At 74.8% G+C, this 17,984-nt stretch carries 18 protein-coding genes; 7 read left to right on the top strand and 11 right to left on the bottom strand.

Translation table 11 applies throughout. From position 1 onward, the window contains the following. Positions 1–43: 43 nt before the first annotated feature. The 3 genes from ABD823_RS20585 to ABD823_RS20575 all read right to left on the bottom strand — a co-directional run bounded on the left by ABD823_RS20585 (position 44) and on the right by ABD823_RS20575 (position 3,619). The gene (locus ABD823_RS20585; protein ID WP_344862000.1) at positions 44–661 is read right to left on the bottom strand and encodes a TetR/AcrR family transcriptional regulator; all 618 of its coding nucleotides are present in this window, start codon (positions 659–661) and stop codon (positions 44–46) included. A gap of 7 nt (positions 662–668) precedes the next feature. Then, entirely contained in the window at positions 669–2,228 is a 1,560-nt protein-coding gene (locus ABD823_RS20580; RefSeq protein WP_344861998.1) for an MFS transporter, read from the bottom strand. A gap of 149 nt (positions 2,229–2,377) precedes the next feature. Beyond that, complete coding sequence (locus ABD823_RS20575; RefSeq protein ID WP_344861996.1) at positions 2,378–3,619, bottom strand: MFS transporter; 1,242 nt, start codon at positions 3,617–3,619, stop codon at positions 2,378–2,380. Between the two features lie 163 nt (positions 3,620–3,782). On the opposite strand from ABD823_RS20575, the gene panB reads away from it, so the two are divergent. Beyond that, positions 3,783–4,628, top strand: coding sequence for a 3-methyl-2-oxobutanoate hydroxymethyltransferase (panB, locus tag ABD823_RS20570; RefSeq protein ID WP_344861994.1), 846 nt, complete (start codon positions 3,783–3,785; stop codon positions 4,626–4,628). A 91-nt stretch (positions 4,629–4,719) separates the two neighbouring features. Here the strand turns inward: panB and ABD823_RS20565 are convergent, their stop codons facing one another. The 3 genes from ABD823_RS20565 to ABD823_RS20555 form a co-directional block, all read right to left on the bottom strand. After that, entirely contained in the window at positions 4,720–5,640 is a 921-nt protein-coding gene (locus ABD823_RS20565; protein ID WP_344861992.1) for a serine/threonine dehydratase, read from the bottom strand. A gap of 72 nt (positions 5,641–5,712) precedes the next feature. After that, the gene (locus ABD823_RS20560; RefSeq protein ID WP_344861990.1) at positions 5,713–6,726 is read right to left on the bottom strand and encodes a DUF2278 family protein; all 1,014 of its coding nucleotides are present in this window, start codon (positions 6,724–6,726) and stop codon (positions 5,713–5,715) included. A gap of 180 nt (positions 6,727–6,906) precedes the next feature. Then, entirely contained in the window at positions 6,907–8,076 is a 1,170-nt protein-coding gene (locus ABD823_RS20555) for a trans-sulfuration enzyme family protein (protein WP_344861988.1), read from the bottom strand. A gap of 174 nt (positions 8,077–8,250) precedes the next feature. Here ABD823_RS20555 and ABD823_RS20550 point away from each other — a divergent pair, with 174 nt between their 5' ends. From ABD823_RS20550 to ABD823_RS20535, 4 genes are all read left to right on the top strand, one after another. Further along, entirely contained in the window at positions 8,251–9,165 is a 915-nt protein-coding gene (locus ABD823_RS20550) for an ABC transporter ATP-binding protein (RefSeq protein WP_344861986.1), read from the top strand. A 70-nt stretch (positions 9,166–9,235) separates the two neighbouring features. Beyond that, a complete protein-coding gene (locus ABD823_RS20545) occupies positions 9,236–10,006 on the top strand; it encodes an ABC transporter permease (RefSeq protein WP_344861984.1) in 771 nt (256 codons plus the stop codon). Between the two features lie 39 nt (positions 10,007–10,045). Further along, positions 10,046–11,158: a sensor histidine kinase gene (locus ABD823_RS20540; protein ID WP_344861982.1), complete on the top strand. Its 1,113-nt coding sequence runs from the start codon at positions 10,046–10,048 to the stop codon at positions 11,156–11,158. Positions 11,159–11,261: 103 nt separating this feature from the next. Beyond that, on the top strand, positions 11,262–11,867 hold the full coding sequence (locus tag ABD823_RS20535; RefSeq protein WP_344861980.1) for a response regulator transcription factor: 606 nt from the start codon (positions 11,262–11,264) through the stop codon (positions 11,865–11,867). 93 nt (positions 11,868–11,960) lie between these two features. Here the strand turns inward: ABD823_RS20535 and npdG are convergent, their stop codons facing one another. After that, the gene (npdG, locus tag ABD823_RS20530) at positions 11,961–12,626 is read right to left on the bottom strand and encodes an NADPH-dependent F420 reductase (protein WP_344861978.1); all 666 of its coding nucleotides are present in this window, start codon (positions 12,624–12,626) and stop codon (positions 11,961–11,963) included. A 176-nt stretch (positions 12,627–12,802) separates the two neighbouring features. On the opposite strand from npdG, the gene ABD823_RS20525 reads away from it, so the two are divergent. Continuing rightward, complete coding sequence (locus tag ABD823_RS20525; RefSeq protein WP_344861976.1) at positions 12,803–13,390, top strand: hypothetical protein; 588 nt, start codon at positions 12,803–12,805, stop codon at positions 13,388–13,390. A gap of 46 nt (positions 13,391–13,436) precedes the next feature. Here the strand turns inward: ABD823_RS20525 and ABD823_RS20520 are convergent, their stop codons facing one another. Beyond that, complete coding sequence (locus tag ABD823_RS20520) at positions 13,437–13,625, bottom strand: hypothetical protein (RefSeq protein ID WP_344861974.1); 189 nt, start codon at positions 13,623–13,625, stop codon at positions 13,437–13,439. Positions 13,626–13,669: 44 nt separating this feature from the next. Between ABD823_RS20520 and map the strand changes: the two genes are divergently transcribed. Further along, positions 13,670–14,518 (top strand): type I methionyl aminopeptidase, encoded by an 849-nt coding sequence (map, locus tag ABD823_RS20515; RefSeq protein WP_344861971.1) that lies wholly within the window; start codon positions 13,670–13,672, stop codon positions 14,516–14,518. A gap of 178 nt (positions 14,519–14,696) precedes the next feature. On the opposite strand, the gene ABD823_RS20510 is transcribed toward map, so the two are convergent. The 3 genes from ABD823_RS20510 to ABD823_RS20500 all read right to left on the bottom strand — a co-directional run bounded on the left by ABD823_RS20510 (position 14,697) and on the right by ABD823_RS20500 (position 17,973). Next, positions 14,697–15,107 carry a sensor histidine kinase gene (locus ABD823_RS20510; protein ID WP_344861969.1) on the bottom strand — a complete coding sequence of 137 codons (411 nt, stop codon included), beginning with the start codon at positions 15,105–15,107 and terminating at the stop codon, positions 14,697–14,699. 182 nt (positions 15,108–15,289) lie between these two features. Beyond that, positions 15,290–17,344: a bifunctional copper resistance protein CopD/cytochrome c oxidase assembly protein gene (locus ABD823_RS20505; protein WP_344861967.1), complete on the bottom strand. Its 2,055-nt coding sequence runs from the start codon at positions 17,342–17,344 to the stop codon at positions 15,290–15,292. Continuing rightward, positions 17,341–17,973, bottom strand: coding sequence for a copper resistance CopC family protein (locus ABD823_RS20500; protein WP_344861965.1), 633 nt, complete (start codon positions 17,971–17,973; stop codon positions 17,341–17,343). The genes ABD823_RS20505 and ABD823_RS20500 overlap by 4 nt, the downstream gene beginning before the upstream one ends. Positions 17,974–17,984: the final 11 nt, after the last annotated feature.

The following is a 17,984-nucleotide window of genomic DNA, read 5'->3' as shown; positions in this document are numbered from 1 at the left end:
CACCCCGCGCAGGGCGGTGCCAGACCGGCGGCATGGACAGCGATCAGCGGGGGGCGAAGCCGGCCATGAGATGGTCGAGGATGCGGCCGGCGGCGGCCCCGGAGCGCGCCCCCGCCCCGTCGAAGCCGGCGGACTTGACGTACCACATCATGGTGCCGACCACCATCGCCATCGCGACCGGGACGTCCAGGTCGGCGCGGAGCTCGCCGGACTCGACGCCGCGCCGGAGCAGGGCCGCCAGCGCCTCCTGGCGCGGCCGGATCGCCGCCTGGCGGATGCGCTCCACCAGGTGCGGGTTCCGGTCCGCCTCGTTCATCGCGATGTTCATCACGCACCGGCCCCGCACGTCGCAGGCCTCGCGCTCGAGCATCTCCAGGTACGCGGCGAGGTTCTCCCGGACGGTCGGCGCGTCCGGCGGGGGCGGCGGCGACTTGAGCGTGGCGAGCGCGTCGACGACCAGGTCCTCCTTGTTCGACCAGCGCCGGTAGATCGTGGTCTTCCCGACGCCCGCGCGGGCGGCGACGGCCTCGATGGTCAGCTCGGAGATGCTGACGCTCTCGCCCATCAGGTCGAGGGTCGCCTCGATGATGGCCTTCTCCGCCTTCGCGCTGCGCGGGCGGCCCGCGGGGCGGGCCGTCCGCGTCTCATCCGTGGTCGACATATCGGGCCTACACTACCGCCGGTTCCTTCTCCTGCTCCCGGCCCGCCCCGGCGTCGGGCCTCTGCCCGCCGGGCAGCCACCTCAGCACCACCAGCGCCCCGGCCAGGGCGATCGCGGCCGAGACCAGCGCGGTGACGTGCATGCCGTCCAGGAAGGCGCGGACGGCCGGCCCGACCAGCGCGGCGCCGGGCTCGCCGAGCTGACCGGCCACGGCCATCGTGCCGGTCAGCGACTCGCCCGCCGCGTGCCGCAGGTCCTCCGGCAGGCCGGCCAGCGCGGGGGTGATCCCGTCGCGGTAGGTGGCCGAGAGCAGCGAGCCGAGCAGGGCGACGCCGAGCGCGCCGGCGACCTGGCGGACGGTGTTGCTCATGGCCGAGCCGACACCGGCCTTCTCGCGGGGCAGGGCCTCCATGATGGCGGTGGTGGCCGGCGGCATGATGGTGGCCATCGCCGCGCCCTGGACGAAGAACAGGACCTCCATCGCCACGACCGGGGTGTCGGCGTCCATCAGCGCGTAGGCCGCCAGGGTGGCGGCCACCACGACCATGCTCGCGGTGGCGGCCCGCTTGGCGCCGAGGCGCTCGGTCAGCCGCTGGCTCAGCGGGGCGAAGATGAGCTGGGCGGCGGCGAACGGGATCATCAGTGCCCCGGCCTCCAGCGCGCTGTGGCCCAGCACGATCTGCAGGTAGAAGACCAGGAAGAACATCGCGCCCATCATCGCGAAGAACACGATGCCGATCATGCCGATCGCGGTGGAGAACCGGGCGTCGCGGAAGTAGGTGACGTCGAAGGCCGGGTGGTCGATGCGGCGCTCGTACCAGACGAAGGCGCCCAGCACGGCCAGGCCCGCCAGCACCGGCACGAGGACCTCGGCGTCGGCGACCGTGGCCAGCTCGCCGCCGCGGATGATGCCGTAGGTGAGCGCGACCAGGCCCACGATGGACAGCAGCACGCCGACCGGGTCGAGCTTCGACGGCCGGGGGTCGCGCGACTCCGGCACGACCAGCCCGATGAGCACCATGCTGACCGCCACGATCGGCAGGTTGACCAGGAAGACCGAGCCCCACCAGAAGTGCTCGATGAGCAGGCCCCCGGTGATGGGGCCGACCGCCACGGCCAGGCCGACGCCGCCGGCCCACACGCCGATCGCCCTGCCGCGCTCGGCGGGCGGGAAGACGTTGGAGATGATCGCCAGGGTGGCCGGCATGATGGCGGCGCCGCCGACGCCCATGAGCGCCCGGGCGACGATCAGCTGCATCGGGTCCTGGGCGTAGGCGCTGGCCAGCGAGGCCAGGCCGAACAGGACCATGCCGATCATCAGCATGCGCTTGCGCCCGGTCCGGTCGCCGACCACGCCGAAGGTGAACAGCAGGCCGGCGAAGACCAGGGTGTAGGAGTTGATCGCCCACTCCAGCTCGCCCTGGGTGGCGCCCAGCCCTTCCTGCGGGTCGGCGATCGTCTTGAGGGCGACGTTGAGGATGGTGTTGTCGAGGACGACCACCAGGAGGCTGAAGACCAGCACTCCCAGGATCTGCCACCGCCGCGGGTGGCCGAGCCGCTGCTCCAAGGGAACCCCGTTCCGATACGCTTCAGTTTCGCAACGGGAGCGTATCGCTTCTTTTTTCGATACGCAACGGTTTCGTTTCGTATTGACGCGCCGTCAGGCCGCCGGTTGCCGGCCGGGACCCGGGGCTCCGGCCGGCGACCGCCGAAAGGTCAGACCGCCTCCGCGGCCGGGGCCCGGCCGGCCTTCTGCGCCTCGCCGCCCGCGGGCCCCCCGGTCCCCGCCGACCGCCGCCAGAACGGCAGGGCGGCCAGCACCATCACCACGCCGACCAGGCCGGCGGCGGCGAACGCCCAGCCGGGCCCGGGGCCGTCGATGACCGCGCCGGCGACCGGTGCGGAGACGGCGCCGCCCACCAGCAGCGCGGTGCCGTGCAGGCCCATCGCCTCCCCGCGCGCCCGGGCGGGCACCCAGCGGCTGAGCGTCTCGACCGTGGAGGAAAGCCCCGGCGCGCAGAGCAGCCCGGCGGGCAGCAGCGCCACGACCAGCCAGCGCCAGTCGCCGCCGACCAGCCCGACCGGGACGGTGAGCAGGCCCATCGCACCGATCAGGAGCAGCGGGGAGAAGCCCCGGGGCAGCCCGCCGTACACGAAGCCGCCGATCAGGGAGTACAGGCACCAGATGCCGATCGCCAGGCCCGTCCACGCCGTGTCGCCCGCGCGCTCCAGGGTCGCGACCAGCGACAGCTCGCCGGCGGTCAGCACGAAGGTGGCCGCGGCCGAGACACCGAGCAGGGTGACCAGGCGCGGGGTCAGCCACAGGCGGCGGGGCAGCCGCTCCGCGCGGGCCCCGCCGTGCTCGGCGTCCTCCTCCGCGGAGCGGATCGGCGGGTTCAGCAGCAGCAGCGCCGCACCCGAGCCGACCAGGCCGGCCGCCACGACGCCCATCGTCCAGGTGCTGCCCAGCATGGTCACTCCGGCCACGCCGAGCGCGGGACCCGTCATGTAGGAGACCTCGACCAGCATCGAGTCGAGGGAGAAGGCGACCCGGCGCCCCTCCACCGGGACCAGCGCCGTCAGGCACTGGCGGACCACGCTGAACACCGGCAGCCCCAGCAGGCCCGCCGGCACCGCGGCGGCCAGCAGCACCGGGAACGGCATGGCCCAGGCCGTGCCCCAGAAGAGCGCCTGGGCCGCGGTGGTCACCAGCAGCACGGGGCGCAGCCCGTAGGAGTCGGCGAGCCGTCCGGCCAGCGGCGACCCGGCGGCCATGCCCACCGTGCAGGCGGCGGTCACCATGCCCGCCTGCGCGTACCCCAGCCCCAGGCCCTTGACCACGTGCAGGGTGAGGGTGATGTTCACCGCGGTGGTCGGGATCCTCGCGAGCAGCCCCACCAGCAGCAGCGTCCGCACGCCCGGGAGGGCCAGCAGGCGACGGTAAGGTTCTATGGCCATTTTCGTTGCTTACCTCCGCCCTGCATTGTGCCGTACGGCCCCGGCCTCCCCGCCACCGGATTACCGGCGGGTCGAGGGGTGTTTAACCGAGCGGACGCATGTCATCATCGAAGACGTCCGGGGACGCCACAGGGGCGCCTCGAGACCGTTCAGGAGGCTTTCCATGTCCTCTCCCGTCGCCGTCCCGAAGTCCGCCCTCTACGGCGGCCAGTCAGGCCGCAGGATCACCGTGCGCGACGTCGCCGCCGCCAAGGAGCGCGGCGAGAAGTGGCCCATGGTCACCGCGTACGACGCCATGACCGCCCGCGTCTTCGATGAGGCCGGCATCCCCGTGCTGCTCGTCGGCGACTCGGCCGCCATGGTCGTGTACGGCTACGACTCGACGCTGCCGGTCTCCGTCGACGACCTCATGCCGCTGACCGCCGCCGTGGTGCGCGGCTCGTCCCGGGCGATGGTCGTCGCCGACCTGCCGTTCGGCTCCTACCAGGCCTCGCCCCAGCAGGCCCTGGAGACCGCCGTGCGGTTCATGAAGGAGGCCGGCGCCCACGCGGTCAAGCTGGAGGGCGGGCGCCGGGTGCTGCCCCAGGTCGAGGCCCTGGTGTCGGCCGGCATCCCGGTCATGGCCCACCTCGGCCTGACCCCGCAGTCGGTCAACGCCTTCGGCGGCTACCGCGTGCAGGGCCGCGGCCAGGCCGGCGACGAGCTGATGGCCGACGCCAAGGACCTGCAGGCCGCCGGAGCCTTCTCCGTGGTGCTGGAGTGCGTCCCCGCCGAGCTGGCCGAGCGGGTCACGACCTCCCTGGCGATCCCCACGATCGGCATCGGCGCCGGTCCGTCGACCGACGCGCAGGTCCTCGTCTGGCAGGACCTGATGGGCCTCACCGCCCGCCCGGCCAAGTTCGTCAAGAAGTACTCCGACCTGGCCGGGGAGATGGACCGCGCGGTCCGCGCCTTCGCCGACGAGGTGACCGGCGGGGTCTTCCCCTCCGCCGAGCACACCTACCACTGATCCCACCGCGGCACGGCCGGGCCGGCGCCCTCCCGGGGCCCCGCCCCGGCCGTGCCGCGTCCGCGGTGCGCCCGCGTCCCGCCGCGCGCCGTCAGGCGAGCGTGGCGGGGTCGGTGTTGCCGCCGCAGACGACCACGGCCACCCGCTCCCCGGGGGACGGGACGTACGCGCCGCAGCGCAGCGCGGCGAGGGCCGCGGCCCCGGCGTGCTCGGCCGCGACCCGGCAGGAGCGCCACAGCTCGCGGCGGGCCTCGACGATGGCCCCGTCGGGGACCAGGACGCTCTCGACCCCGGCGGCGGAGGCGACGTCGTAGGCGATGCGGCCGATCCGGCTGGCGCCGAGCGCGTCGGCGCCCACCCCGCCCACCCCGACCCGGACCGGGCCGCCCGCCGCCAGGGCGCGGTTCAGCGTGGGGATCAGCTCGGGCTCCACGGCCACGACCCGGGCCCGGCCGCCGAGCGCGGCCGTGATCCCGGCGACGAGCCCGCCGCCGCCGACCGCGACCAGGACCGTGTCCACTCCCCCGGTCTGCTCCAGCAGCTCCAGCGCGACCGTGCCCTGCCCGGCCACCACCTCGGGCTGGTCGTAGGCGTGGATCTCCAGCGCGCCGGTCTCCGCGGCCCGCTTGGCCGACGCCTCGTAGGCCTCGGCGTAGATCGCGCCGGTCTGGGTGACCTCCGCCCCCAGGGCCCGCAGTCCGGCGACCTTCACCGGGCTCGACACCGTCGGCACGAAGATCTCCGCCCGCACGCCCAGCGCCCGCGCCACGTACGCCACCGCCAGTCCGTGGTTGCCGCCGCTGGCCGCGATCACCCCCGCCTCCGGCAGCCCCCCGGCCTCGCGGGCGGCCAGGACGCGGTTGAACCCGCCCCTGGCCTTGAACGAGCCCGCGTGCTGCGTGCTCTCCAGCTTCAGCACCAGCCCCGGTGCCGCCTCCAGCACCGGAGTTCGGCGGGCGTACCCGGCGATCCGCGCCGCGGCCCGCTCCACGTCCCCGATCGACACGCTCACCCGCGGCACCTCTCATCCTCGACGGGTCCCCACGGCCCGCGGGGCCCGGACGCCCCTCCTGGAAGGGCCCCTTCAGAAGGTCACGGTCCAGCCCTCGCGCCGGCCCTGCGCCGCAGTGTAGGAGACGCCGTGCACCTTGAGCCCCGCCGGGTCCAGCAGGGTGATCGTGCCCCCGCCGTCGTCCAGCGCGAACGGCGGGGTGGCGGGCACCGTGAGGACGGCGCCTGCGGCCAGCGGGCCCTGCGGGAGCGGGAGGTCCCTCCCGCGCCGGTCGACGAGCCGCCAGCCGGCCAGGTCCACCGGGGCGGGTGAGGCGTTCAGCAGGGTGACGCTCCCGTGCCCGGATCCGGCGGGACCGGCCGGGTCGACCAGGGCCGCCACGATCCGGACCGGCTCCTCGCCGGGGCCGGGCCGTGCCGGGGCCCCGGCGAGGGCGTGGCCGGTGACGTCGTCGGTGCGCCAGGACTGGGACTGGAAGGCCAGGAAGATCCCGACCCACCGGGACTCGCCGGGGAAGCGGATCAGCAGCGCGCCGTCCTGCCAGACGCCGTCGTCGTCGCGGAACCGCCGGGAGTTGCCCTGGTTCATGTGGACGTCGTGGACGCCGTTGCCGGGCAGGAAGCCGAAGACCTTGTCCCGGGTGCGCGGCTCGGGGCCCCAGCGCTCGCCGAAGGCGTAGACGACCGCGGTGGGGTCGGCGATCGCCCGCCGCACGTAGTGGTCGAGCCTGTCGGCCAGGTCGTTGTCCACCCCGGGCAGGTCGGGCGGGAGCGCCCGCATGGCGGCCGGGTCGAACAGGTTGCCCCGCACGAAGTCCAGCGCTGCCCCGCCGGGCGCGGACGGCAGCTCGGTCCAGCCGCCGGGGCCCGGGGGCAGGAGCGCGGTGAGCGGGTGCCGGAAGTCGTCGTCGGTGAGGTGGAGCAGCTCGGACGGGGCCTGCTGGGACAGCACGTTGACCGCGACCCGGTAGGAGACGCCCGCCTCGTCGACCAGGTGGATCTGGTAGTGGGGGGTGTCGTCGGGCGCGCCCTCCCGCCGCCGGTCCGCGGCCCGGCCCGCCAGCACCCCGTAGTTCTTCAGCGGCATCGCGCCACCCCCGCCAGGAGGGGGCCCGGAAGCGGCCCCGGAGCACGGGGCCGGGAGACGTCCCCCGACGCGCTCCCGGCGGGGCCGCCCGGTGGGCGGCCTCACCCGATGCTACCAGCGCCCCCGCACAAGATCACGGAAGCGCGGCGCCGCGGAGGGCGCGGGATCACGAGCACATGATCACGAGAGCGCCCGGGCGAAGTCCGCCCACAGGTCCTCGACGTGCTCGATGCCGACCGCCACCCGGACGGTGCCCTCGCCGATCCCGTGCCGGGCCAGTTCCTCGCCGGTCAGCGACTTGTGGGAGGTGGTGGCCGGGTGCAGGACGAGCGTCTCCACGCCGCCGAGCGAGGGGGCCAGCAGCGCCACCCGGATCGCGCCCATGAACCTCTCCCCCGCCGGGCGCCCGCCGGCGAGGTCGAAGGAGAAGACCCCGCCGAAGTCCGGCAGCAGCTTGGCCGCCAGCGCGTGCGACGGGTGCGAGGGCAGGCCCGGCCAGTGCACGGCGGCGACCGCCGGGTGCGCGTCCAGGCGGAGCGCCAGCTCGCGGGTGTTGGCGCAGTGGCGCTCCATGCGCAGCGCCAGGGTCTGCATGCCGCGCAGGGTCAGCCAGGCGGCGAACGGGTCGGCGGTGGCGCCCAGGGAGGTCGCGAACTTCCACACCTTCCGGTACAGCGCGTCGTCGGCGAAGACCGCGATGCCGCCGAGCACGTCGCTGTGGCCGCTGAGGTACTTGGTGGTGGAGTGGACCACGATGTCGGCGCCGTGCTCGATCGGGCGGCACAGCACCGGGGAGGCGAAGGTGTTGTCCACCACCGACACCAGCCCGGCCTCGCGCGCGGCGGCGCACATGCCCGGAAGGTCGGCCACCTGGGTCACGGGGTTGGCGATGGTCTCCAGGTAGACCAGCTTCGTGGCGGGCCGTACGGCGGCGCGCAGCGCGGCGGGGTCGTCCTCGGGGACGTAGGAGACCTCGACGCCGAACCGGGCGGCCAGGTCGTTGAACATCGCCGCGGTGCCGCCGTAGATCGCCTTCTGCGCGATCACGTGGTCGCCCGGCTGGAGGAGGCCGAGCAGCACGGAGTTGATCGCCCCCATGCCGGAGCCGGTGGCCACCGCGGCGACGCCGCCCTCGAGCCCGGCGACGGCCTCCTCCAGCGCGCGGACCGTGGGGTTCGACAGCCGTCCGTAGACGAACGCCTCGGGGCTGTTCATCCCGGCGGCGAAGACCGCGGGGTCGTCGAAGGCGAAGCCGGAGGTCTGGTAGAGCGGCACCGCGATCGGGCGGCTGCCGTTCAGCGGGGGCTGGGGGAGATGGACGGTGCGGGTCTCCGGGCGAAGCTCAGTCATGTGTCAACGATGTCCACTCGCGCGAGGCATGGCCAGGTCCAATCAGGATGATTGGACCGATGTCCCCTCCAATCTAGATGAATCAGGCAAATTTCCCGCGCGTGCCTCCCCGCCGCGGTGAAGTCGTGAATTCCTCACTGTCCCCGGCCCGCCGCCCCCGGAAGGATCGCGGACATGGCAGCGATCGAGGTGGACGGGCTCGTCAAGAGCCACAAGGGGTTCGAGGCGGTCGGCGGCGTCTCCTTCACCGTCGGCGAGGGCGAGGTCTTCGCCCTGCTCGGCAGGAACGGCGCGGGCAAGACCACGACCGTCGAGGTGCTGGCCGGTTTCCAGCGCGCCGATGCCGGGACCGTGCGGGTGCTGGGGCTCGACCCGGTGAAGGACCGCGCCCAGGTGCGCGGGCGCACCGGGATCATGCTCCAGGAGGCGGGGTTCTTCCCCGATCTGACCGTGGCGCAGACCGTGGACGCCTGGCGGGACTTCGTCTCCGCGCCCCGCCCGCGCGGGGAGGCGCTGGAGCTCGCCGGGTTGACCGCCAAGGCCGGCACGAAGGTGCGCCAGCTCTCCGGCGGCGAGAAGCGCCGCCTGGACCTGGCGCTGGCCGTGCTGAACCGCCCCGACGTGCTCTTCCTCGACGAGCCGACCACCGGGATGGACCCGGAGGCCAGGCAGCGGACCTGGGAGGTCGTCCGGGACCTGGCCCGCCGGGGCACCACGGTCCTGCTCACCACCCACTACCTGGAGGAGGCCCAGCGGCTGGCCTCCGACATGGCGGTCATGGACTCCGGGCGGATCGTCGCCTCCGGCGGCATGGCCGAAACGCTCGCCGCCCGGGCGGGCCGGGTCGCCTTCGAGCTCCCCGACGGCGTCTCCCCCGGCGGCCTGCCGGTCCCGGTCGCGTCCGTGGAGGGCCGCACCGCGGTCTGCCGCGTGGCGGACCCGGACCTGGCCGCGCAGGCGCTGCTGGGCTGGGCGGGCGAGCGCGGCCTGCGCCTGCGGGGCCTGGAGGTCCGCACGGCCACGCTCGAGGACCTGTTCCTGGACCTCGCCGCCGGCGAGGGGGCCCTGGCGAAGGCCGAGGCGCCGTGAGCGGGCGGAACGGGCGGACCACGGACACGACGGCGCCGCAGACGCGGCCGGTCAAGAAGGAGGCGTGAGCATGTCCGTACGCGACCTGGCGGTCGTGACCCGTTTCGGCGGGCGGCTGTACTGGCGGGACAAGGTGGCACTGAGCACCTCGGTGGCCCTCTCCCTGGGCCTGGGCATCGGGATGCCGCTCCTGATGGACCGGCTCGGGCAGGGCGACCCGGAGTTCCTGGTCGGCACCCACGTGGGGGTGCTCGTGATGATCCTCACCATCGCGACGTTCAACCAGATCGCGGTGACGTTCACCGCCCGGCGCGACCAGCTGCTCCTCAAGCGCATGCGGGCCACCGGGCTGGGCGACCGGGAGATCCTCGGCGGCGAGATCGGCAACCTGGTCGTCCAGACGACGCTGCTGGCCGCCGTCGTCTCGGTCGCGCTGTACGCGCTGACCGGCCTGCCGGTCCCCCGCAACCCGCTGCTCTACCTGGCGGCCGTGGTCGCCGGGACCGCCGTCCTGTGCCTGCTCGGCACCGCGTTCACCGCGGCCGTCCCGCGCACCGAGGTCGCCGGGGTGATGGCCATGCCGTTCTTCCTCCTGGCCGGCGTCGCGTCGGGGGGGTTCGGCCCGCTGCTGGAGCTGCTCCCCGGCTGGGTCGGCGCGGTGCTGGGACTCCTGCCCACGGAGGCGGTGGCCGACCTGGCCCGCACGGCCTACGCCGCGGACGGCTCCCTCGCCGGGGACCTGCGGGCGGCCGCCGTACCGGTGCTGGTCCTCGCCGGGTGGGCGGCGTTCGGCCTGCTGGCGACGGCCCGCTGGTTCCGCTGGGAACCGCGCAGGTCATAGGTTTCCGGAAAAGAAGTCACAGGCAATAGGTTTCCGGACATGAGAATCACCCCCCAGCGCCTGGCCGTGGGCCTGGTCGTCCTGATCTCCGTGGGCTTCACGGTCTTCCCGGTCATCACGATCGCCCGGCTCGGCGGGACGACGGGACTCGTGGTGCTCGCGACCTGCCTGCCCGGCTTCTTCGTGCCGTTCTTCCTCCACCTGCGCGCCGCCCTGCGCGGCGCGCAGCCCGGCGGCCCCGGGATCCTGCTCGCGGTCGAGGCCGTCGCGGCCTACGCGCCGATCCCGGTCCTCGACGCCCACCTCGACTATCTGGGCTACTGGTGGAGCGGGACGCCGACCATCCTGCTCGGCTCGCTCCTGCTCCGCCTGCGCCTGCCGGCGGCGCTGGGCTGCCTGGTCCCGATGGCGGCGGTCCAGTTCGCCCTCGGCTGGCGGTACGCCGCGGGGGGCGCGCACGTCCAGCACGCCTTCTACCAGGTCGTCACCCTCCTGGTCACCGGGTTCGTGATCTACGGGGTGACCCGGCTGGTGGTGGTGAGCCGGGAGCTGGAGCAGGCCAGGATCCAGCTGGCGGAGGCCGCGGTGCTGCGCGAGCGGCTGCGCATCTCCCGCGACCTGCACGACGGGCTGGGCAGCAGCCTGACCACGATCGCGCTCAAGGGCGACCTGGCCCGCAGGCTCGTCGGGCGCGACCCGGACGCGGCCGGGCACGAGCTCGCCGACCTCGTCCAGGTGGCCAGGGACGCCGCCCAGGACGTGCGGCAGGTGGCGCGCGGCTACCGGGAGATGTCGCTGCGCCAGGAGGTGCGCCGGGGCGCGGCGCTGCTGGAGGCCTCCGGGATCGCCTGCCAGACCAACCTCGCCGACCTGGAGCTCGCCCGCGCCGCCGACGAGGCGCTGGCCTGGGCGGTGCGCGAGGGCGTAACCAACGTGGTGCGGCACAGCCGCGCGACGACCTGCTCGATCAGCACCTCCCGCACGGCCGGCGCCGTACGGCTGGAGCTCGTCAACGACGGCGCCCCCGAGCGGGGGGCCGACGGCACCGGGCTGACCGGCCTGCGGGAGCGCGCGAGCGGGCTGGGCGGCTCCCTGCTGGCCGAGCGGACGGACGGCGGCGGGTTCCGGCTCGCGATGGAGGTGCCGGCATGACGGCGTCCGCGGGACCGCGCGCCTCGGCCGGGCGGCCGCTCCCGCGCGCGGCGGGGACCGGGCGCCGGTCCCGGCCCCGCCCGCCCGCGGCGGAGGCGGCCGCGTGATCCGGGTGCTGCTCGCCGAGGACATGCACATGATCCGGTCGGCGCTCGTCGCGCTGCTCCGGCTGGAGTCCGACATCGAGGTGGTCGCCGAGGTCGTCCGGGGCGACGAGATCGTCCCGGCCGCCCTGCGGTCCCGGCCGGACGTGGCGGTCCTGGACATCGACCTGCCCGGCGTCGACGGCATCACGGCCTCGGTGGAGCTGCGCGAGCGGCTGCCCGGCTGCCGCGTCCTGGTGCTCACCGCGCTGGGCCGGCCCGGCCAGGTCCGCCGGGCGCTGGGCTGCGGCATCGAGGCGTTCCTGGTCAAGGACGCCCCCGGCGACCGCCTGGCCGACGCGGTCCGCCGCACCGCGCAGGGGCTGCGGGTGCTCGACCCGGAGCTGGTCGCCGCCGCCATGGAGTACGGCTCCAGCCCGCTGACCCCCCGCGAGCGCGAGGTGCTCGCCGAGGCCGCGCGCGGCGCCCCGGCGGAGGAGATCGCCGCCCGGCTGCACCTGTCGTCCGGGACGGTGCGCAACTACCTGACGGGCGCCATCGCCAAGACCGGCGCCCGCAACAAGGTCGACGCGATCCGCATCGCGCAGGACGCCGGCTGGATCTGACCCGCCGCGCCCGGGGCGGGGCGGCGGGCCGCCCCGCCGGGCGCCCGGCCGGGCGCCCGGCCGGGCGCCGGGAGGACGTCGGTCAGACGTCGGTCAGACGTCGGTGAGGCGGAGGCCGGCGTGGGCCTTGTAGCGGCGATTGACGGAGATCAGGTTGGCGGTCAGCGCCTCCACCTGGTGGGCGTTGCGCAGGCGGCCGCCGTACACGCCGCGGACGCCGGGGATCCGCCCGGCCAGGGCCTGGACGGTGTCGGTGGCCTCCCGGTCGTCGCCCAGGACGAGCACGTCGAGGTCGACCTTCTCGACCTCCGGGTCCAGCAGCAGGACGGCCGAGACGTGGTGGAAGGCGGCGACCACGCGGCTGCCGGGCAGGACGGCCGCGGCCTGCTGGGCGGCGCTGCCCTCCTCGACGGGCAGGGCGTAGGCGCCCTGCTTGTCGAAGCCCAGCGGGTTGACGCAGTCGACGACGATCTTCCCGGTCAGCTCGGCGCGGAGCGCCTCCAGGGTGGCCTTGTGGCCGTCCCACGGCACGGCCACGATCACGACGTCGGCCTCGGCCGCCACGGTCGCGTTGTCCGCCCCGCGCGCGCCGCCGCCGATCGAGGCGGCCGCCTCCCGCGCCCGCTCCTCGCTGCGCGACCCGATCCAGACGGTGTGCCCGGCCAGGGCGAACCGCCTGGCCAGGCCCTTGCCCTGGTCGCCGGTGCCGCCCAGGATGCCGATGGACAGCCCGCCCACGTCCGGAAGATCGGTGCTCACTCGTCGCTCCTCGTCGCTCTCGGCCGCCGCGGGGCCGGGCCCGCCGGCCGCGGTGCGTGCGGTCACGCTCTGCCGGGGCGAGCGGCCCGCCCGGGGTCCGGCCCGCCTCCACGCCCGATGATGCCAGGTCCGGGTTCGGCGGACGAACCCAGGGGGCCTGAGGCACGATGGGGCGCATGGACGGTGGATCGGTGGCACTGCTGCGGGAGATCCTGGAGTCGACCGGGTGGGTCGAGCGCACGCGCGCGCTGGGGCTCGCCCTGCGCGCGACCCGCTCCCCCGGCGGCCTGCTGGTGGTCGGCACCCCCGCCGAGGAGCCCTGGCACCTGGCCGCGCACCTGGGCGACGAGGCCCGGCTCTCCGGACTGCCCCAGCTCGCCCCCACGCTGGTCCGATGGTCCCCGCCGCCGGGCGCCCCGCCCCATCTGCGGGTCGGCCTGGAGCGGATCGAGCAGGCCCGGCGGGGGGAGACGCTGTTCGTGGTGGCGGAGGAGCGGGCGCCCGACCCGCTGCTGGAGCGGGTGAGCGACGCCCGCCGTACCGGGGCGACGATCCTCGCCCTGGACGGCGGCGACCCCGAGCTGGAGGGCCTGGCCCACGACGCCCTGGCGGTCCCGGCGCAGGCCCCGCTCTCCTTCGACGGCGCCCAGCACCTGGTCAGCATGGCGGCGGGCGAGGCGGGGCGCGCGGACCGCCCCGCCGGCCTGCGCGCCCGCCTCGCCCGCCTGCTGGAGCGGCTCAGCGGTCCGCACGTCCCCGACTAGCGCCCGCGCGCCGCCGGAGCCACCGGAACCGCCGGGGCCGGGCGGCTCAGTCGGCCGCCTCCCCCTCCCACTCCCGGTCCTCGTCCTTCCACCTCTCGTTGCGGTCGGCCGCGGTCTTCAGCGCGTCGGCCGCGGCCTGCCGGGTCTCGTACGGCCCCATGCGGTCCTTGTCCGGGCAGCCCCGCTCGGGCTCGACCGCCATGTGCTTCAGGCAGAACCACCATTGATCACCCATGACCGAATCCTGCCCGGTACGGACGGCAACTAGACTGTGAAACCATGACGACAGTGCTCCAGCCCGGGCGGGTCTCGCCCATGCGCAAGGTCCCCGCCCACATCCAGCGGCCGGAGTACGTCGGGAAGAAAACGCCCAGGACCGGTGAGCCCGACGTCAAGACTCCGGAGATCATCGAGCGGATGCGGATCGCCGGCCGGATCGCCGCGCAGGCGCTCGAAGAGGTCGGCCGGCACGTGCGGCCGGGCGTCACCACCGACGAGCTCGACCGCATCGGCCACGAGTTCCTGCTCGACCACGGCGCCTACCCCAGCACCCTCGGCTACCGCGGCTACCCCAAGTCCCTGTGCACCTCGATCAACGAGGTGATCTGCCACGGCATCCCGGACGACACGGTGCTGCGCGACGGCGACATCGTCAACGTCGACATCACCGCCTTCATCGGCGGCGTGCACGGCGACACCGACGCCACCTTCCTGGTGGGCGAGGTCGACGAGGAGTCGCGCCTGCTGGTCGAGCGGACCCGCGAGGCGACCGCCCGCGCCATCAAGGCCGTCGCGCCGGGGCGGCAGCTCAACGTGATCGGCCGGGTCATCGAGGCCTACGCCAAGCGGTTCGGCTACGGCGTGGTCCGCGACTTCACCGGCCACGGCATCGGCACGACCTTCCACTCCGGCCTGATCGTCCCGCACTACGACGACCCGTCGCTGGCGGTCACGATGGAGCCCGGCATGACGTTCACCATCGAACCCATGCTGACGCTCGGCACCATCGAGTACGACATCTGGCCGGACGGCTGGACCGCCGTGACGAAGGACCGCAAGCGGACCGCCCAGTTCGAGCACACCGTCCTCGTCACCGAGACCGGCCACGAGATCCTGACCCTGCCCTGAGCGGCCGGGGACCGGAGGATCAGGGCCCCCCAGGGAGCCGCCCCGCCGTCCGCGGCGGGGGCTCCTGCCCTGCCCGGCCGGTCCCGCTGCGCGCGGGCGCCGGTCCGCGGAGGCCGCCGGAGTCATCACGGCGCCTCTCGGGCCCGCTGCGCGCGGGCGCCGGTCCGCGGAGGCCGGCTCAGACCCGTCCGCGCGGCACCGTCGCGGTCACCGTGGTGCCGCCGCCCGGCACCCCGTTGACGGTGAGCGTGCCGCCGATCTCCGCCAGGCGGGCCCGCATCGCGGCGACGCCCCGGCCGGTGGCCGCGCCGTCGAAGCCGATCCCGTGGTCGCTCACCGTCATGCGCAGGCCGCTCCTGCCCAGGGTGACCGCGACCGAGACGAGCGCGGCCATGCTGTGCCGCTCGACGTTCGACAGCGCCTCCTCCAGGGTGGCCAGGACCGCGCGGACGACCACGTGGGAGGTGTCGCGGGCGGGCAGCGCCCACACCTCCACGGTGATCCCCGTACGCGCCGACCAGTCGGCGAGGTACTCCTCCAGAGCCTGGGCGAGGCTCCGCCCCCCGCGCATGCGAAGCTCTTCGGACATCCTCAACCCCTCCTGATGCGCACGCGGCGCTCACCGATCCCCCGACCGGGTACGTGAATGAACGCGGTGCGCGGCGGCGGACCGCCGCGCACGATGAGATGACTACCCATTCCCCCTGCCCGAAAGGCTACCCGGCGGTGCCTAAGGCGGAGGTGAGGGGATAGAACGCCGTAACGGCGGGGCTACTCGGCGCGATCACGCTTGTTGAGCTTTGCCAGAAAATCGTTGTAGGCGTCGAGCTCGGCGTCTCCGCTGCCGCCCGTGCGGGCCGCGGCGGCGTCGGCCCGCCGGTCGGCCCGGCGCGCCAGGCGGTCGTCGGCCCGCCACCACTGCACCGCCAGCGCGAGCAGCACGAGCAGCGTCGGGACCTCTCCGAAGCCCCAGGCGATGGCGCCGCCGGTCTGCTGGTCGGCGAGCGGGGAGACGCCCCAGGTGCGGCCCAGCTGCCCGTACCAGCCCTCCGCCAGCACGGTGCCCATGCTCATCAGCGCGATGCCGAAGAACGCGTGGAAGGGCATCGTCGCGAACAGCACGAGCAGCCGGGCGACGTGCGGCAGCCGGTGGGGCGCCGGGTCGACCCCGATGATCACCCAGAAGAACAGGCAGCCGCTGACCAGGAAGTGCACCGTCATCGCGATGTGGCCCAGGTGCTCCTCCATCGCCGCCTCGAACAGCGGGGTGAAGTACAGCGCGTAGGTGGAGACGATGAAGATCGTGGTGGCGATCGCCGGGTGGCCGACGAAACGCATGTACCGGCTGTGCAGGATCACGGTCAGCCACTCGCGGGGACCGCGGTCGCCCCGGCGGGCGGCGGGCTTGAGCGCGCGCAGCGCCAGCGTGACCGGCGCGCCGAGCACCAGGAAGATCGGGACGAGCATGGAGAGCGTCATGTGCTCGGCCATGTGCACGCTGAACAGCACCTTGGCGTAGCGGGCGACGCCGCTCTGGGTGGCGATGACCAGGATCAGCACGCCGGTGAGCCAGGCCGCGGTCCGGCCCCACGGCCAGGAGTCGCCGCGCCGGCGCAGCCGCACCACACCGGCGACGTAGAGGCCGCCGAGCAGCACGGCCAGCGTGCCGGAGAACAGGTCGAGCCACCAGAGCGAGGCCAGGTTCGCCAGGGAGATCTCCGGCGGCATGGTGTAGCCCAGCAGCTCGAAGGCCCGGTCGACCGGGGTGATCGCCGGGGGCGGCGCGGTGCGGGAGAGCGCGACCGCCAGCCCCACGGCCACCGCCATGATCACGATCTCCCCGGTGGCGAACCGGACGAACGTCCGGCTCCCGCCGGCGGCGAGGCTCGGCAGGGTGCGGCTGCGGTGCCACCAGCCGATGACGCCGAGCACCGCGAACAGCGCGACCTTGGCCAGCAGGATCAGGCCGTAGGCGGAGGTGAACACCTCCGAGACCGAGGTGAGCCGCGCGATCACGCTGAACACGCCGGACAGCCCGGCCCCGGCGAAGCACCACAGCGCCATGGTGGAGAAGCGGGCGGCGGCGGTCTCCAGGTGCGGCTGCCGCCGGAGCGCGTGGGCGCAGAGCACGGCGAGGCCGCCCACCCACAGCGCCAGGACCAGCAGGTGCACGGCGACGCCGGTGGTGGCCAGGTCGTGGTTGGGCGCGGAGGAGGAGTGACCGGTCAGCGCGGGCGGGAGCAGGGCCGCCAGCGCGAGCACGAGCAGGCCGCCCGCCGAGCCCACGGTGATCGCCCCGCGGGCGAACAGCGCGACGGCCACCGCGAACAGCACGACCAGGGTGAGCGCGATGCCCTGGGAGACCTGGCCGGCGTAGCTGGTGAGGTAGTTCCCGAACGCCGGGTCGGCGAGCAGGTCGGTCAGGGGCATGCCGAAGGCGTCGGAGAGGCTGAAGACCATCACCGCCGCCGCGGCGCCCGCCCAGACGAGCGCCAGCCAGGAGGCGGCCCTGACGTAGGCGAGGGCGGGCCTGCCGAGCAGGCCCTTGTCGCTGGGGAGCAGGATCGCGGCGGCCAGCAGCGCGCCCACGGTCAGCACGCCGGCCGCGTCCAGCACCAGCTTGGAGACCGGCAGCCCCCAGCGGGTGAGCGCGCCCTCGTCGGGCAGCCCGGGGATGATCCGGGGGGTCGCGGCGCCGCCGGCGACCATCGCCGCCCCCAGGGCGGCCGCGGCCGCGCCGGCGCCCGCCAGGGCGAGCCTCGCGGTCCGGCCGGTCCCGGCGGCCGGGCGGGCGGGGCCGGCGCGCCCCACGGCCGGCCCCCTCACGGCTGCTTCTTGTTGCGCATGCTGAGGAACAGGCCGATGCCGATGCCGGTGACGCCGCCGAAGACCAGCCACGCCCAGCCGGGCACGCCGCCGGAGTCCTCCGCGCCGGCCGCCGGGGCCGGGGAGATCTCCGCGGGAGCGCTCGCCGCTGCGCCGGTCGGCTCGGACGTCGCCGGGGACGTCGCCTGGGGGGCCGCCTCGGAGGACGCCGTCCCGCCGGGACCGGTCTCCGGGGCGGCGCTCCCGGACGGCTCCGCCTCCGGCGCCCCGGTGAGGGTGAACGGGATCTCCCCCTCGATGGGGTGCCCGTCGGAGGAGACCACCCGGTAGGCGATGACGTACTTGCCCGCCGGAAGGCCGTCCTTGACCGGCTGGGTCACCACGGGCCCGTCGACGGCGGGCTTGCCCTCGTGGTACGGCGTGCCGTCCGCGGCCCGCACCACGACGGCCGGGAACCGCACCCGGGCGGTGAAGGTCAGCTTCACCTCCTCCAGGCTCTCGACCTCCGCCCCCGCGGCAGGGTCGCTGCTCTTGAGGGCGTCGTGGGCGAGGGCCGGCGAGGCGAGCGCCGTGCCGAGGACGAGGGTCGCGAGCAGCGCGAGAACGGCCGCGAAAGGGGAAGTCTTCATGGCACCCCCAA

The organism is Planomonospora alba (assembly GCF_039534085.1).
Lineage (GTDB): Bacteria > Actinomycetota > Actinomycetes > Streptosporangiales > Streptosporangiaceae > Planomonospora_B > Planomonospora_B alba.
The sequence above is the reverse complement of the archived record's forward strand: the minus strand, read 5'-3'. Positions and strand labels throughout refer to the sequence as shown.

Coding starts and splice junctions, on each gene's coding strand:
- ABD823_RS20585 (WP_344862000.1), bottom strand. CDS start 661: ATGTCGACCACGGATGAGACGCGGACGGCCCGCCCCGCGGGCCGCCCG.
- ABD823_RS20575 (WP_344861996.1), bottom strand. CDS start 3,619: ATGGCCATAGAACCTTACCGTCGCCTGCTGGCCCTCCCGGGCGTGCGG.
- panB (WP_344861994.1), top strand. CDS start 3,783: ATGTCCTCTCCCGTCGCCGTCCCGAAGTCCGCCCTCTACGGCGGCCAG.
- ABD823_RS20560 (WP_344861990.1), bottom strand. CDS start 6,726: ATGCCGCTGAAGAACTACGGGGTGCTGGCGGGCCGGGCCGCGGACCGG.
- ABD823_RS20555 (WP_344861988.1), bottom strand. CDS start 8,076: ATGACTGAGCTTCGCCCGGAGACCCGCACCGTCCATCTCCCCCAGCCC.
- ABD823_RS20550 (WP_344861986.1), top strand. CDS start 8,251: ATGGCAGCGATCGAGGTGGACGGGCTCGTCAAGAGCCACAAGGGGTTC.
- ABD823_RS20545 (WP_344861984.1), top strand. CDS start 9,236: ATGTCCGTACGCGACCTGGCGGTCGTGACCCGTTTCGGCGGGCGGCTG.
- ABD823_RS20540 (WP_344861982.1), top strand. CDS start 10,046: ATGAGAATCACCCCCCAGCGCCTGGCCGTGGGCCTGGTCGTCCTGATC.
- ABD823_RS20525 (WP_344861976.1), top strand. CDS start 12,803: ATGGACGGTGGATCGGTGGCACTGCTGCGGGAGATCCTGGAGTCGACC.
- ABD823_RS20520 (WP_344861974.1), bottom strand. CDS start 13,625: ATGGGTGATCAATGGTGGTTCTGCCTGAAGCACATGGCGGTCGAGCCC.
- map (WP_344861971.1), top strand. CDS start 13,670: ATGACGACAGTGCTCCAGCCCGGGCGGGTCTCGCCCATGCGCAAGGTC.
- ABD823_RS20510 (WP_344861969.1), bottom strand. CDS start 15,107: ATGTCCGAAGAGCTTCGCATGCGCGGGGGGCGGAGCCTCGCCCAGGCT.
- ABD823_RS20500 (WP_344861965.1), bottom strand. CDS start 17,973: ATGAAGACTTCCCCTTTCGCGGCCGTTCTCGCGCTGCTCGCGACCCTC.